Origin of the sequence: Gilliamella sp. Occ3-1, assembly GCF_001690655.1 — a bacterium.
Classification (GTDB): Bacteria; Pseudomonadota; Gammaproteobacteria; order Enterobacterales; family Orbaceae; genus Gilliamella; species Gilliamella apicola_P.
In genome coordinates this window covers 86,942-101,523 of the sequence record NZ_LZHQ01000022.1, presented here as the reverse complement: position 1 = coordinate 101,523, position 14,582 = coordinate 86,942, and the positions used below count along the sequence as shown (strand labels likewise).

General features: G+C 33.9%; 16 protein-coding genes. 12 read left to right on the top strand and 4 right to left on the bottom strand.

Annotation, left to right across the window (positions count from 1 at the left end):
- The 8 genes from A9G43_RS06435 to ggt all read left to right on the top strand — a co-directional run.
- On the top strand, positions 1-633 hold a 633-nt coding region (locus tag A9G43_RS06435), incomplete at its 5' end, for an IS3 family transposase (protein WP_065607612.1).
- Between the two features lie 430 nt (positions 634-1,063).
- Positions 1,064-2,500 (top strand): 6-phospho-beta-glucosidase, encoded by a 1,437-nt coding sequence (locus A9G43_RS06430; protein WP_065607600.1) that lies wholly within the window; start codon positions 1,064-1,066, stop codon positions 2,498-2,500.
- Positions 2,501-2,525: 25 nt separating this feature from the next.
- Positions 2,526-2,843: a PTS cellobiose transporter subunit IIB gene (locus A9G43_RS06425; protein ID WP_065607598.1), complete on the top strand. Its 318-nt coding sequence runs from the start codon at positions 2,526-2,528 to the stop codon at positions 2,841-2,843.
- Between the two features lie 176 nt (positions 2,844-3,019).
- The gene (locus A9G43_RS06420) at positions 3,020-5,017 is read left to right on the top strand and encodes a BglG family transcription antiterminator (RefSeq protein ID WP_065607610.1); all 1,998 of its coding nucleotides are present in this window, start codon (positions 3,020-3,022) and stop codon (positions 5,015-5,017) included.
- 14 nt (positions 5,018-5,031) lie between these two features.
- A complete protein-coding gene (locus tag A9G43_RS06415) occupies positions 5,032-5,370 on the top strand; it encodes a PTS cellobiose transporter subunit IIA (RefSeq protein WP_065607608.1) in 339 nt (112 codons plus the stop codon).
- A 15-nt stretch (positions 5,371-5,385) separates the two neighbouring features.
- Positions 5,386-5,871, top strand: coding sequence for a hypothetical protein (locus A9G43_RS06410; RefSeq protein WP_065607595.1), 486 nt, complete (start codon positions 5,386-5,388; stop codon positions 5,869-5,871).
- A gap of 14 nt (positions 5,872-5,885) precedes the next feature.
- On the top strand, positions 5,886-7,235 hold the full coding sequence (gene celB / locus A9G43_RS06405) for a PTS cellobiose transporter subunit IIC (RefSeq protein ID WP_065607592.1): 1,350 nt from the start codon (positions 5,886-5,888) through the stop codon (positions 7,233-7,235).
- A gap of 512 nt (positions 7,236-7,747) precedes the next feature.
- Positions 7,748-9,409 carry a gamma-glutamyltransferase gene (gene ggt, locus A9G43_RS06400; protein WP_442903316.1) on the top strand — a complete coding sequence of 554 codons (1,662 nt, stop codon included), beginning with the start codon at positions 7,748-7,750 and terminating at the stop codon, positions 9,407-9,409.
- 53 nt (positions 9,410-9,462) lie between these two features.
- On the opposite strand, the gene rplI is transcribed toward ggt, so the two are convergent.
- The 4 genes from rplI to rpsF are packed head-to-tail and all read right to left on the bottom strand — an operon-like array spanning position 9,463 to position 10,842.
- The gene (gene rplI, locus A9G43_RS06395; RefSeq protein ID WP_034914705.1) at positions 9,463-9,912 is read right to left on the bottom strand and encodes a 50S ribosomal protein L9; all 450 of its coding nucleotides are present in this window, start codon (positions 9,910-9,912) and stop codon (positions 9,463-9,465) included.
- A gap of 22 nt (positions 9,913-9,934) precedes the next feature.
- Positions 9,935-10,162, bottom strand: a complete 228-nt coding sequence (gene rpsR / locus A9G43_RS06390; RefSeq protein WP_025314965.1) for a 30S ribosomal protein S18 — start codon at positions 10,160-10,162, stop codon at positions 9,935-9,937.
- 4 nt (positions 10,163-10,166) lie between these two features.
- Positions 10,167-10,475: a primosomal replication protein N gene (gene priB, locus A9G43_RS06385; protein WP_065607588.1), complete on the bottom strand. Its 309-nt coding sequence runs from the start codon at positions 10,473-10,475 to the stop codon at positions 10,167-10,169.
- The gene (gene rpsF / locus A9G43_RS06380) at positions 10,459-10,842 is read right to left on the bottom strand and encodes a 30S ribosomal protein S6 (protein ID WP_065607586.1); all 384 of its coding nucleotides are present in this window, start codon (positions 10,840-10,842) and stop codon (positions 10,459-10,461) included. The genes priB and rpsF overlap by 17 nt, the downstream gene beginning before the upstream one ends.
- Positions 10,843-11,325: 483 nt before the next feature.
- On the opposite strand from rpsF, the gene A9G43_RS06375 reads away from it, so the two are divergent.
- From A9G43_RS06375 to A9G43_RS06360, 4 genes are read left to right on the top strand one after another with little or no spacing between them, the layout of a single operon-like run.
- Positions 11,326-11,673, top strand: a complete 348-nt coding sequence (locus A9G43_RS06375) for an HIT domain-containing protein (RefSeq protein ID WP_065560728.1) — start codon at positions 11,326-11,328, stop codon at positions 11,671-11,673.
- 6 nt (positions 11,674-11,679) lie between these two features.
- Complete coding sequence (locus A9G43_RS06370) at positions 11,680-12,315, top strand: hypothetical protein (RefSeq protein ID WP_065607584.1); 636 nt, start codon at positions 11,680-11,682, stop codon at positions 12,313-12,315.
- Positions 12,315-13,358, top strand: coding sequence for a beta-N-acetylhexosaminidase (nagZ, locus tag A9G43_RS06365; RefSeq protein WP_065607582.1), 1,044 nt, complete (start codon positions 12,315-12,317; stop codon positions 13,356-13,358). Before A9G43_RS06370 ends, nagZ begins: the two co-directional genes overlap by 1 nt.
- Positions 13,339-14,580: a sigma 54-interacting transcriptional regulator gene (locus A9G43_RS06360; protein WP_065607580.1), complete on the top strand. Its 1,242-nt coding sequence runs from the start codon at positions 13,339-13,341 to the stop codon at positions 14,578-14,580. The genes nagZ and A9G43_RS06360 overlap by 20 nt, the downstream gene beginning before the upstream one ends.
- Positions 14,581-14,582 lie beyond the last annotated feature (2 nt).

The following is a 14,582-nucleotide window of genomic DNA, read 5'->3' as shown; positions in this document are numbered from 1 at the left end:
AAATGCTTTAATCGTATCAGAAAGCTCGGCTATAAATGGAATCATAAACGGGTGTATCGGGTGTATTGTGAGTTGAAACTTAATCTCAGGGTAAAGCGTAAAAAACGTATCCCCCCACGAACTCCAGAAAAGCTATTGGCTCCTAATAAACAAGGTGAATGTTGGTCAATGGATTTTATGAGTGACAGTAGCCGTAATCAACGTCGCTTTAGGACATTCAATGTCATTGATGACTTTAATCGTGAGGCGTTAGGGATTGATATTGCAATAAGCTTACCAGCAGGAAGGATTACCCGTTACTTAGATAAACTGGCCGAATATAATGGGTATCCATTAAAAATACGAGTCGATAATGGACCAGAATTCACCGGAAACACGTTTACTAATTGGGCAAAAACACATGGTATAACTATAGATTACATCAAACCCGGTAGCCCTTATCAAAATGATTACATTGAACGATTTAATCGGACTTATCGAACTGAAGTGTTAGATTTATATCTTTTTAACAACCTAGCGCAAGCAAGGAGAATAACCGAAGAATGGTTAACGATTTATAACACCGAAAGGCCTCATGAAGCACTAAATAATATGACGCCGATCGAATATAAAACATTAAAACAGGCAGCTTAATTTTCTACGTGAGTTGTGTATTAAGTTTGGGGTATTTACATATCAGATCCAAAAGTCCCTCGTACAGGTGGTGTGATTATTTGTCGTGCTGAGAATAAAGAGCAAGCGTTAGCAATATTGTAAAAAGATCCATTCTATATTCAGCAAATTGGCAAGTATGACATTATTGAGTTTGTGCCATCGAAATATGCCGATGGGTTTGAAGAATTTATTTAAAAGTTAACTTCAAATATTTAAAGTTTATCATTCATTTTTGTGATATTTATCGCATTTCGGTAAATATCACAAAAAGCTGCACATTTCACTAATAACCTTTCCTACCCAAATATACTTATATTTTTCCTGATCAATACGGAAAAAGTTGGTTAGTAATTCTATTTTTTTCCTTTTATACTAAATTTGAATTATCAATAAACACAGGTACTTAATTATGAAAAATAGAGGATTACCAAAAGATTTTTTGTGGGGTGGTGCTGTTGCTGCTCACCAATTAGAAGGTGCTTGGCAAGTTGGTGGAAAAGGAATAAGTGTCGCTGATGTGATGACTGTTGGTTCACCAAAAAGTTATCGTAAAATTACTGAAGGTATTATTGACGGTGAATATTACCCTAATCATGAAGCTATTGATTTTTATAATTATTATAAAGATGATATTAAGTTATTTGCTGAAATGGGTTTTAAATGTTTTCGTACGTCTATTGCTTGGACTCGTATCTTTCCAAAAGGTGATGAACTTGCACCAAATGAAGATGGGTTAAAATTTTATGATGATCTTTTTGATGAATGCTTAAAATACAATATTGAGCCAGTTGTTACACTTTCTCATTTTGAATTACCTTATTACCTTGTTACTGAGTATGGTGGATTCCGTAATCGTAAATTAATTGATTTTTTTGTTCGTTTTGCAGAGGTATGTTTTGATCGTTATAAGAATAAAGTCAAATATTGGATGACTTTTAACGAAATCAATAATCAAGCTAACTTTAATGAAGATTTTGCACCGTTTACTAACTCAGGTATTTTCTATAAACCAAGCGACGATCGCGAGCAGATTATGTATCAAGCTGCACATTATGAATTAGTTGCTAGTGCTAAAGCGGTACAAATTGGTCATGCTATTAATCCTGATTTTGAAATAGGCTGTATGTTGGCGATGATTCCTATCTATCCAGAGACTTGTAAACCAGGTGATATTCTAATGGCACAAAAGGCGATGGAGCGTAAATATTTTTTTGGTGATGTTCATGTCCATGGTCAGTATCCAAACCATATTAAAAATTATTGGCAACGTAAAGATTTTAAACTTGATATCACCGATCAAGATCTTGAGATCTTGAAAAATGGAACAGTTGATTACATTGGCTTTAGCTATTACATGTCTAATGCAATTAGGAAAAAAGAAGATAATGAAAGCTATGAATATAATGAAAAAACCGATCTGATCGGCAATCAATATGTTAAAAAATCAGATTGGGGTTGGCAAATCGATCCTGAGGGACTTCGTTATACACTTAATTGGTTAACTGATATGTATCGTTTACCGCTTTTCATAGTTGAAAATGGTTTTGGCGCCTACGATAAAGTCGAAGCTGATGGTAGCGTGCACGATGCTTACCGTATTGATTATCTGCGTGAACATATTAAACAAATGAAACTTGCTGTTGAAGAAGATGGTGTTGATTTGATGGGATACACTCCTTGGGGATGTATTGATCTTGTTTCAGCAGGGACAGGTGAAATGGAAAAACGTTATGGATTTATCTATGTTGATAAAGATAACGAAGGTAACGGTTCACTAAAACGTAGCCGCAAAGCCTCATTCGCATGGTTTAAAAGAGTGATTGACTCTAATGGCGAAGTCTTATAAAGCATAACTATTTTTAGGGGAATTTATGAAAAAAGCATTAATCATTTGTGCAGCAGGTATGTCATCATCATTAATGGCTAAAAAAGTAACAGAATATTTTGCTAGCAAAGATAAAACAATTTTGGTTGATGCAGTCTCGGCAAGCGAAGGCGGAAATATGATTCAAAATAGTGATTTTTCACTCTTTTTAATTAGCCCGCAAACTATGATGATGCTTGATAAATTTAAAAAATTGGGGGAAGAAGTCGGTAAGCCTGTTGTGAGTATTCCTTTTCAGGCTTATATACCCGTTCAATCAGGCATTGAACAATTGGCTAAGTTGGTAGAGGAGAATATAAACTAATTTAAATCAATATATATCGGCTTTAGCGATATATGATTTGGCGTTGTGAATAGATTATTTAAAAAATAGCAGCGCCTTACTATCTTACGTTGGTGTGTGGTGTACTTATGTGATAGTTAAAAGTATTCACTATATTATTAATAATATGGTTTTAGTTGACACAGGTATGGATGATAGTGATTAAAAATAAACAGCGTGACCTTATTAGTTTATTAGTTCGTTCTAAAGATATATTCAAAAGTAGTGCATTACTAGCAAATGAGTTAGCATTATCAGATCGTACTGTTCGCACTTATCTTAATGATTTTAAATCGTTAATTGAAAGTCACGGTGGATCTATTATTAGTAAACAAGGTTATGGTTACAAATTACAAATTAAAGATAGAACAGCTTTCAATTTATTTTTAATTGAGCATCATTTATTAGATCGCAATGTAGAACAAGCAAATTGTCGAGAAGTATGTCGGAGAAAACACCATATTCTTAATTTATTATTATTAGAAAGCCAAAAAATCGATATAGAAGCATTAGCTGAACAATTATTTATTAGTTCTTCTCAACTAAATAAAGATATTTTAGAAATCAAACACCAACTCCAACCTTATGGGCTTACTATTAAAAAAAGTCAATCTCTGTTTTATGTTGAAGGTGAGGAAAAAGCAAAACGACATTTTATTTTGAGCTATTTTTTTCATGAAGAATCGATTAATTTTCTGCAGCATCTAACTTATTTAAACAAGTTCAATGATGTAATTGGCTTAGATACGTTAACCATTATTATTTTAGATGAGTGTCGTGAGGCAAAAATAAAATTATCTGATGTAATGATACAAAATATCGTCTTGCATTTATCATTAAGCATTAAACGGTTACAGTTAGGACTTTCTATCCAAAATCTTGATATGCCACAATCGACTAAAAAGAAATTGGAATATCAAGTCGCTAAAAAAATCATCAATAGAGTAGAAAAAGTGATTGGTTTTTGTTTTCCTAAAGAAGAACAAATGTATTTAACATTGCATTTGATTAGTAAATCAAATTTTATTCAGAATGATTTTAACTCCGAGCTGTATTTATCTTTGACTAATTTATTATTTAGAATCCAGCAAGAAACTGGATATTTATTTTTAAACGATAAGCAATTGAAAAACGGAATTATTCAGCACCTAAAACCGATGATTGTCCGCTTAGAACAGCATATAAAATTGAAAAACCCATTGCTTGATGAAATTAAAACAAACTCTCCAGAATTGTTTGAGTTAGTTAAAATATACCTTAACCGGCTTCCTGAACTTAAAAAATTTACGATTCCTGATGATGAATGGGGTTATTTGACTTTGCACTTTTTAGCTTCGATAGAAAAGTTAAAAAATGAACAAAAGGCTAAAGTGTTAATTATTTGTGCAACTGGGCAGGGTAGTGCTCAACTACTAAAAAATCGCGTTGAATGCGAGTTTAATGAAAGAATCAAAATCGTTGCAACACAAGGCTATTATGAAATTGAACCCAAAGTATTGGATAAGGTTGATTTTATTATCTCGTCAGTTGATCTATCATCAAAAGTATTTAAAGTCCCTGTTTTTCACGTCTCTGTATTTTTTACTGAAGATGATATACAAAAAATTCGTCGTCATTTATCGTCACCAATTATGCTTATCTCGGCACATATAGAGCCAATATCAATGTTCGCATCAGATCATCTTAGTAATGTTGGACAAATGGTAGATGAACTATCCGCTGATTATTTCTACCAATGCAGAGGTACCCAAAGTAAAGAACAAGTTTTAGATGGTTTGCTTGATCTTTTAGTACTAAATGAAGATAACAATTATAAGCAAAAGATGATAGAGCAAATGGAGAATCGTATCATATTAGGTGATATTTTCTTTAGCCCAACTATCGTAGTGCCACATCCGGCAATGCCTGTGGGGAAATTGTCTAAAATTGGTATTGCTATTATTCCTAATGGATTATTTTGGGATCACAATTACCCCAAAATTCACTTTATCTTTATGATTTCACCATCTATTTATCAAAATTCGACTTTATCGATAATGACAAAAGCCATTATCAAATTGATTGACGATTTAGAAATGCAATCAAAACTATTGAAAGCACATAACTTTGACCAATTTAAGCGACTTTTTATCCAACTTATTGAAAAAGAGGTATAGCAATGAATAAAGAAATGAGCTCAGAGGATATTCAACTTATTGCTTTTAATATTATTTTGTATAGTGGTAATGCTAAAACTAAAATCCATGATGCTTTTAAGGCGATGAGACAAGCTGATTTTATTGGCGCAAATCAGCTTCTTGAAGAAGCGAATAAAGAAATCTTACAAGCACACCATTCCCAAACAGAACTACTACAAAATTATGCTAATGGTACCAAAATCACAATGGAAATTATTATGGTACATGCACAAGATCACTTAATGACAACCATGAACTTTCGAGAAATGGCAATTGAAATGTTACATCTATATGAAAAACATCATGAGTTAGAAATAAAACTAAAGAGCTAAATAAGGAGTAGCATAATGACAGAAAATCTAACAATGCATAAAAAAATCAGCCTAACTAATCTCTATTTTAATCGATTTTTAGTGATTCGCTATACCACTGCATTTTTTTTATTTTTGAATCTTTATTGGGCAACTTTTCTAATAGGTTCATTGTCAATAGTCGCTATTTTACCGCTTGCTCTTTTTGTTTTGGGCATACTTACCACATGGGAACAAATTAAGCTTTATCGTAATCATTGCAATAAATTGCCTTATGCAAGATTATTTTATCGTACTTTAGCAATAGTCTTTATGACACTCGTTATTACTTTCTACACTCCTTTGTTTCAATTTTTCTATCCATTCTTAAAACAGACGCAACAAACATTACATGTATTAGCGATATTACTGGTAGTGAGTTTAATTATTACGTTTTTAATGCTTAAAAAGCTAAATAATATTCAACATAATCGGGATCAGTATTTTAAAAGAATCCAAACTTACGAAGAATTTATTAATTAAAAGAGGACAATAAAATGAATACGGGATTTGTTATTTTGCAGAAATATCTGATGACGCCCATGGCTAAAATATCGCAATTCAAAATTGTTCGAGCCGTAATGGCTGCGGGAATGGCGTCTGTACCTTTTTCCATTGTAGGTTCCATGTTTTTAGTATTCAATACGTTGCCAATGACATTTACGGGATTGGAGGTTTTTTTTGAAAATACTTTTTTTAGAGTGAGTGATCTTTATATGATTGCTAACACGGCGACAATCGGTATTTTGGCTCTTTATTTTAACTTTGTTGTTGGTTATGAACTAACTAAAATCGAAGCAGAAGAAACAGGTCTTAAAGTTAATGCTCTTAACGGTGCGATGTTATCTGTTTTTGCCTTTTTCATGACTTTGCCTGAACTGATCATGCAAAATGGGGTTATTACCTTACTTAATGATCAAAATAATTTAGTCTTTAATGGGCTACGCTTACAACCCTTTATCTTTCGCTTGGGTACATCAGGTATATTTATTGCAATAGTTATGGCCATTGTGGCAACTAACCTCTATTTTTTATGTGTTAGACGAAATTGGGTTGTAAAAATGCCTGAAACAGTGCCATTAGGAGTTTCGCGATCTTTTACCGCACTGATCCCAACTTTTGTAATTGCCTTTTTTGTGATCATTGTTAATGGCATTTTAATCTATTTTGGTACTGATATTTTCAATATTATAGCCGTACCGTTTGCCTTTGTAACCAATCTTACCAAAAGCTGGTTGGGTATTATGGTTATCCTGTTTTTAATTCATGCACTATGGGTGGTTGGGATCCATGGTGCCAGTATTATTGGTGCATTTATTACCCCTATTATGTTAACTAATATGATTGAAAATACAGCGGGAGCACATATCCCTTTTGCTGGTGAATTTAATAATTCACTTGTGATTTTAGGGGGATCTGGTTCTACTTTATTAATGACATTTTTTATTGCGTTTTTTGCTAAGTCTAGCCAACTAAAAATCTTAGGGCGAGCATCTGCAGTACCTGCAATATTCAATATCAACGAACCAGTTATTTTTGGTATGCCGATTGTATACAATCCTTATTTAGCTCTCCCTTTTTTCTTAGCACCTATGGCTTGCGGAACATTAGGTTATTTGGCTATTAATACTGGTTTTATTCATCCAATCATCGCATTAATTCCATGGCCATCCCCAATGGGATTAGGGGCATTTATTAGTACTGGTGGTGATTATAAAGCGGCTATTGTTGCCATATTTTCGGCTATTTTAGCTTTGCTAATCTATATTCCTTTTGTCAAATTATATGACAATAAATTGTATAAAGATGAGCAAGGTAAGTCAGAAAATAAAATTCAAACAGCTTAATTTTTTATATAAGGGCGTATACATTTTATTAAAGATTACGCTCTTTTTTAGCTAAAATCATAAATATCAATTATGCTTATTTTCTCTGAGATTTAAGAAATCATTCCTACTAAATTCACTACTATTTTATACTTAAACGTAGTGTTTCCTGAAAGTTTTTAACAAAATTAGTTTTATTTAGACGGAGGATATTTTACGCTAATTATATTAAGAAATGTATCATTGTTGACACTTGTGGGTAATTCTGTAAAAACGTTTTACACCAAACAAGAGTATTGCTACTCCATTTAAGTGACAATTTAAGGAAAGGTATGCATAGTGTTCCTGAGCAATATTTACTCAATGTTTTTGTTTTCTATGTTATATTGATGGTTCCCCCTTAACATATTGTTGCATGATTTATTAATATGCTTTATGTATTTTGGTGTTAAGTGGGTACGATAAATAATACTTTAATTAGGAGGTGCAAAATGTTTTCTCTTAAACATAAATTGATAAAGTATTGCTACTTTATGGTATTTTTACTGATAAGCCAACAAGTACTTGCTGTCGAAAACGTAACACAAAAATTAACGGCTGCTGCAGTTGCTTCGCCTGATTATTATGGAGCAAAGGCAGCCGAAGAAGTGCTCGAAAAAGGCGGAAATGCAGCCGATGCTGCAGTGGCTACCGCATTTGCTCTTGCTGTTACTTATCCTGAAGCGGGTAATATTGGTGGGGGTGGTTTTATGACTCTTTGGATGGACAGTAAGCCTTATTTTATTGATTATCGTGAAGTTGCACCAAGTAAAGCTGATAAAGATATGTATCTTGATAATCATAAAAATGTGATTCCTAATTTGAGTTTATATTCTTACAAAGCATCGGGAGTGCCTGGAACTGTTGCTGGTATGTGGGCGGTTCATCAGCGTTTTGGTAAATTACCTTGGAAAGAGGTTATAGCACCAGCTATTCGATTTGCCAATGAAGGATTTATTGTAGACAAACAACTAGTTAAACGTTATCAAGAAGCACAAGAACTTGCGCCTGCTAATGGTCATTTTAAGCAATACTTTGGTTCAATGCAAGAAGGTAAAATATTTAAACAACTTGAGCTTGGTAAAGTTTTGGATCGTATTGCCCACCAAGGTAGCGATGGATTTTATAAAGGTGAAACGGCTAAATTAATTGCACAACAGATGGAGAAAAATGAAGGTTTAATTACTGAAAATGATTTAGCAAATTATAAGGTTAAATGGCGAGATCCTTTAATTGCTAACTGGCATGATATGCAGATTGTTACTGCTCCACCGCCAAGCTCAGGAGGTGTTGGTTTAATTCAATTATTATTAATGAAACAATATTTAGCGAATGATTTCAAAGGTGTAAAAGTAAATTCAGCACAATATATTCACTTGTTAGCAGAAATAGAAAAACGTGTTTTTGCTGATCGAGCCGAATATATGGGAGATCCTGATTTTATCTCTGTACCTGTCACTGAATTGATTGATACTAATTATTTAGCGCAGAGAGCGAAACAAGTTAATCCAAAAGCGATTTCTATTACTGAAAAAGTTAAACCAGGTTTAGATAATAATCGTGAAAAGTTACAGACTACACATTTTTCGATTGTAGATAAATGGGGCAATGCCGCATCGAATACTTATACACTTAATGGTTGGTTTGGCTCTGCTGTTGTAATAGAAGGCACTGGTATCATTCTAAATAATGAAATGGATGATTTTAGTAGTAAACCCGGTGTTGCTAATCAATTTGGTGTCGTGAGCAAAGATGCTAATGCAATAGAACCAAATAAACGTCCTTTATCTTCTATGACACCAAGTATTTTTATTAAAGATAACGAAGTTGCAATGGTCATTGGTACACCAGGCGGTTCAAGGATTTTCACTTCAATCTTTCAAGTTGTGACAAATGTTTTTGATAATCATATGTCATTAAAAGCGGCAATGGATGCTCCGCGTTATCATCATCAACTATTACCAGCGAATCTTATCTTTATTGAGCGTTTTCAAAATAAAGTGCCAGAGAAGTTAAAAGATAAACTTAAACAGATGGGTTATCATTTTAAACAGCAAGATTTTAGCGGTGATATTCAAGCCATAAAAATTACGGATAATAAACCCGAAGCCGTATCAGATATTCGAGGTCGAGGTAAATCAATTATTGTGAAATAGATAATAAAAGACCCGCTATAATGACGGGTCTTTTTGTGTTTATTGTTGGATAATTATTCAGGAATAATATCAACAATAAGTTTAGCAAATGCTTCGCTGTGTACTTGGAAGAACACTTCATGTTCACCAGTAGTACGCAGTACGCCATTTGGTAAGCGAACTTCGCTTTTTGATACTTTAATACCACGAGCTTTAACAGCATCAGCGATATCACGAGTACCGATTGAACCAAATAATTTGCCTTCATCACCGGCTTTAGAAGTAATAGTTACTTTACCAAGTGCATTGATTTGAGCAACACGCTCTTCAGCTGCTTTCAATGTTTCTGCAAGCTTAGCTTCTAATTCAGCACGACGAGCTTCAAAGAATTCGATATTCTTTTTAGTTGCTGATACAGCTTTACCTTGTGGAATTAAAAAGTTACGTGCGTAACCTGCTTTAACATTAACTTGATCACCTAAGCTGCCTAAATTAGCAACTTTATCGAGTAGAATAATTTGCATTATATGTTCCCTCTGTTGCTAATTACTGATGATTATCAGTATATGGTAATAATGCCAAGTAACGAGCGCGTTTGATTGCGCGAGCTAATTGACGTTGATATTTTGCGCTAGTACCAGTGATACGGCTTGGTACGATTTTACCACTTTCTGTGATATAGCTTTTTAATAAAGAAACATCTTTATAATCAATTTCTTTAACGCCTTCTGCAGTAAAACGGCAGAATTTGCGACGACGGAAATAACGTGCCATTTGGCTATTCTCCTAATAGTTTAACTTGGTCAGCATGTAAAACAAGTTGGCTTGTTTGGTTGCGCTTAGTATGTGTGCTTATAAACCCACTAACTAAAACTTTGCTGCCTTTTTTTATGTAACTTAGCTCTTGTTGTCCACTAACAATCACAGGTATTATGCACCATGCTTGTCTTGTAAGTTCTGCTTCGATTTGTTTAGAAACGTGTTCTAAATAAAATTGACAATGCGAGATCCCACTTGGACTGATTTTTCGTATCGGAGTTTTTTTTACAATACCCGATAACATTAAACGATTATTCGTCGGAATCATCGTCCATATTTACTTCGTTAAAATCTTCTTCAGAACTACGACGTTCATCTTTGGCTTTTAACATAAGTGAAGCTTCAGTTACAGCGTGTTTTGTGCGCATAATTAAACTGCGAATTACTGCATCATTGAAACGGAAGCTATCTTCAAGTTCGTTAACAGCTTCTTGAGTTGCTTCAACATTCATTAACACGTAATGTGCTTTGTGCAGTTTTTCGATAGGATAGGCTAATTGACGACGACCCCAATCTTCTAAACGATGGATTTTACCACCATCAGTGGTTAACGTACCAGTATAACGTTCAATCATACTAGGTACTTGTTCACTCTGATCTGGGTGAACCATAAATACTATTTCGTAATGACGCATTATCGCTCCCTACGGATTAATCAGCTTTCTGTCGGGGCAACCGCAACCCATTGAAAGCAAGGAACATGAAAATAGGCGGTTGAAATCGACGGGGCATTATATATCAACTTATCATTTTTGACAAATGAATATACCAAGTTTAATTGCGGGTTTGTATCACTCTTTTTATAGAAAAATTTTTATTTTTATGTCAGCTTTTAATAGAGGATATTTGTAGTATATCACATTAAAAATAAAAAAACATAATAAAATCAATGCTTTACAAGATCATTTTTTACGCCCTATCTTGATTATTTTACAAAGCATCTAAATTAATTAAATAAAAAGTTTAAAAAAATTAATTAGTTTTCTAGTCTGCTTTTATAAATATAAAAATGCATTTTAAAATGTAACGATTTCTATACATTTTTGTTATCAAAATATGCTATGCTTATGAGTACCTATCATTTTTACTTATAGACGTATGTATAAAAGGAGTGTTTGATGGTTCAGGAAACTATTTTTAGCAAAATCATTCGAAAAGAAATCCCAGCTGATATTGTTTTTCAGGACGATAAGGTGACAGCATTTCGAGATATCTCTCCTCAAGCGCCGACACATATTCTAATTATTCCTAACAAACTTATCCCAACCGTTAATGATATTAAGGAAGAAGATGAAACCATCATTGGGCATATGATGGTTGTTGCTGCCAAAATTGCAAAACAAGAAGGTATTGATGAAAGTGGATATCGTTTAATCATGAATTGTAATAAAGATGCAGGGCAAGAAGTTTTTCATCTTCATATGCATTTATTAGGTGGTAAAAATCTTGGTAGATTAATAGGTTAATCATATATGAAACAGATCAAGCGTATATTTGTTACAAGTTCACTGGTTTTTGCTTTAACGGGGTGCCACCTTATTAGTAATACCCAAAAAGTTGAGGTGAAACCACCTGTAGATGTTACTCAGCCTGATGATACTGGTGTGATTGAAATGCCTCCTGAAATTGCTAAACAGACTGATTGGAATTCGGTATTATCACCATTTATCAAGAAATTAGTTAATGTGCCACTTTCAAATTCAGACAATAAACTTATTTTTATTAGTGATATTCAAAACCGGAGTGGTGATTATCTTGCAAATAATCAAATAGATGAAGCATTACATCAGTTAATGCATAAGCAAAATACGTTTACAGTAGTAGATAGACAGACAATAAGCCAAGCTAAACAATCATTGGGGATTTCAGCTGATGATAAGTTGGTATCACGAGGTAAGATGATTGGACTGGCTAAATCGATAAATGCTAGCTATGTTCTTTTCACCACAATATATAAAGTACCAAGTGCAAGCAATGATGTCGATCTGGCAATGGAATTAATTTCAACACAAAGTGGAGAAATCCTAACCAGATTTGCATCTAAAGATTTTCCTAAGCAGTCTGATATCAATAAGGAAACAAATAAAGTTATTGAGGACAACAAATAATGGGACCATTGTTGATTGATGTTGAAGGTTTAGCATTAACTGAAGAAGATAAAAAACTGTTGCAAAATCCGTTGATTGCAGGGGTGATTTTATTTAGTCGTAATTATCAAGATCAAACTCAATTGATGACATTGATAAAACAGATTCGAGCTGCCTCTTCACAGCGTTTATTAATTTCGGTCGATCATGAAGGAGGGCGTGTTCAGCGTTTTAGAGACGGTTTTACTTCTATACCTCCAGCGCAATCTTTTGCGGTTCTTAATGATCTTGAACAAGCTAAATCATTAGCTTTTGATGCCGGTTGGGTTCTGGCTATGGAACTTATTGCTTTTGATATCGATCTTAGCTATGCACCCGTTTTAGATTTAGGTCACGATTGTCTTGCTATCGGTACACGTTCTTTTCATCAAGATGTCAATGTTGCTTATCACGTTGCTTCCGCTATGATTGATGGTATGCATGCTGCAGGTATGAAAACTACGGGCAAACATTTTCCTGGGCATGGTCATGTGATTGCTGATTCACACAAGGAAACGCCTGTAGATTATCGCGAAAAGTCGCTTATCGAACTTGATATGCAAATTTTTGCCAAATTGATTGCGGATAAAAAACTTGATGCAATCATGCCTGCTCATGTTATCTATCCTGCTTTTAATAATAAACCTGCTAGCGGTTCGCCATATTGGCTTAAAACAGTGCTTCGTGAGCAATTACATTTTGATGGTGTAATCTTTTCTGATGATTTATCAATGGAAGGTGCTTCAATAATGGGTAATTATGCTGAGCGAGCCCAAACGGCATTATCAGCAGGTTGCGATCTGCTTTTAGCTTGTAATAATAGGCAAGGGACATTAGCTATTTTAGACCAATTAGCAGCATTAGATAAGATTAATTCCTTAACATTAGATAAAGCAAAATGTTTATTAACCAATACAAAAATCACCTATGTAGAATTAACAAAAAGTTCTGAGTGGCAATATCGTCGTGATAATTTATTAAAACTTAATGAAAAGTGGACAGAGTATGCAAGCAGCAATCATTGAAATGGATAATGACCAACTTCTGGTTACCTATAATCATGTAGCTAGAGCACTATTCGCTCAAAACGATTTAGTATTAAATCAACCCTTTAATTATCAAAAGGTCTTCAATCTTGATAATACAATAAATATAGATGGACAAGATGATACGATTATTGTGTTAGATTCTCAGCACGTTTTATTGCAAAAAGTGATGGAATCATCTAAAACAATATTTATTTTACAACCAATTGAGTATTTAAAAAAAAGGTTATCAAAAATAAAGGTTGTTGGTTCTCAAGCTTTTGATATTTTTGCCAGCCAAAGTTTAGTCATGCAAAAACTTATCGCTCAAGCTAAAGCATTCTCAATGCAAAGAGAACCATTGCTTATCTCTGGCGAAACTGGTACAGGTAAAGATTTACTTGCTAATGCTTGTCATCAATACAGTTCACGTGGCGATCAGGCTTTTCTAGCATTAAATTGTGCAGCTATGCCTGATGAGGTTGTTGAAAGTGAATTATACGGGCATGCAGCTGGTGCTTATCCTGGCGCTATTGAAGGTAAAAAAGGCTTTTTTGAACAAGCCAACGGTGGCTCAGTATTGCTTGATGGCATTGATGAAATGTCGTTTCAAATGCAAACTAAATTATTACGTTTTATCAATGATGGCTATTTCCGCCGTGTGGGTGATGATGATGAAGTTTATGTCGATGTTAGAATTATTTGTGCAACAAAGGTCGATTTAGCTGATTTGGTTGAACAAGGTAAATTTAGAAAAGATCTTTATTACCGACTTAACGTACTATCGCTTAATTTACCTTCTTTACAACAGCGTAAAGACGATATTCAATCACTTACGCATATTTTTGTAAATGAATATGCCAATAAACAAGGCATCATACCACCAACAATTGACGATAATGTTATTGATAATTTGACCCGTTACTCATGGCCAGGTAATGTAAGACAACTTAAAAACATACTTTATTCGGCATTAGCGCAATTGACCTCGCCTAGGTTAACGGTCAAAGACATTGTGTTACCGACTCCAATCACATCGCAATTATCGTGGGTCAACAATATTGAAAATAAAACTCTTGATGAAATAACCAAACAGTTTGAAAAAGAGATCTTATTAAAATTATATGATCAATACCCAAGCTCAAGAAAGCTGGCAAAAAGATTAGGTGTGTCGCATACAGCGATTGCGAATAAGTTGAGAGATTATGGGATAGGGCGGTGAGT

Coding starts and splice junctions, on each gene's coding strand:
- nagZ (WP_065607582.1), top strand. CDS start 12,315: ATGGGACCATTGTTGATTGATGTTGAAGGTTTAGCATTAACTGAAGAA.
- rpsF (WP_065607586.1), bottom strand. CDS start 10,842: ATGCGTCATTACGAAATAGTATTTATGGTTCACCCAGATCAGAGTGAA.
- A9G43_RS06360 (WP_065607580.1), top strand. CDS start 13,339: ATGCAAGCAGCAATCATTGAAATGGATAATGACCAACTTCTGGTTACC.
- A9G43_RS06415 (WP_065607608.1), top strand. CDS start 5,032: ATGAGCTCAGAGGATATTCAACTTATTGCTTTTAATATTATTTTGTAT.
- A9G43_RS06375 (WP_065560728.1), top strand. CDS start 11,326: ATGGTTCAGGAAACTATTTTTAGCAAAATCATTCGAAAAGAAATCCCA.
- rpsR (WP_025314965.1), bottom strand. CDS start 10,162: ATGGCACGTTATTTCCGTCGTCGCAAATTCTGCCGTTTTACTGCAGAA.
- celB (WP_065607592.1), top strand. CDS start 5,886: ATGAATACGGGATTTGTTATTTTGCAGAAATATCTGATGACGCCCATG.
- A9G43_RS06370 (WP_065607584.1), top strand. CDS start 11,680: ATGAAACAGATCAAGCGTATATTTGTTACAAGTTCACTGGTTTTTGCT.
- A9G43_RS06430 (WP_065607600.1), top strand. CDS start 1,064: ATGAAAAATAGAGGATTACCAAAAGATTTTTTGTGGGGTGGTGCTGTT.
- A9G43_RS06425 (WP_065607598.1), top strand. CDS start 2,526: ATGAAAAAAGCATTAATCATTTGTGCAGCAGGTATGTCATCATCATTA.
- A9G43_RS06410 (WP_065607595.1), top strand. CDS start 5,386: ATGACAGAAAATCTAACAATGCATAAAAAAATCAGCCTAACTAATCTC.
- rplI (WP_034914705.1), bottom strand. CDS start 9,912: ATGCAAATTATTCTACTCGATAAAGTTGCTAATTTAGGCAGCTTAGGT.
- ggt (WP_442903316.1), top strand. CDS start 7,748: ATGGTATTTTTACTGATAAGCCAACAAGTACTTGCTGTCGAAAACGTA.
- priB (WP_065607588.1), bottom strand. CDS start 10,475: ATGATTCCGACGAATAATCGTTTAATGTTATCGGGTATTGTAAAAAAA.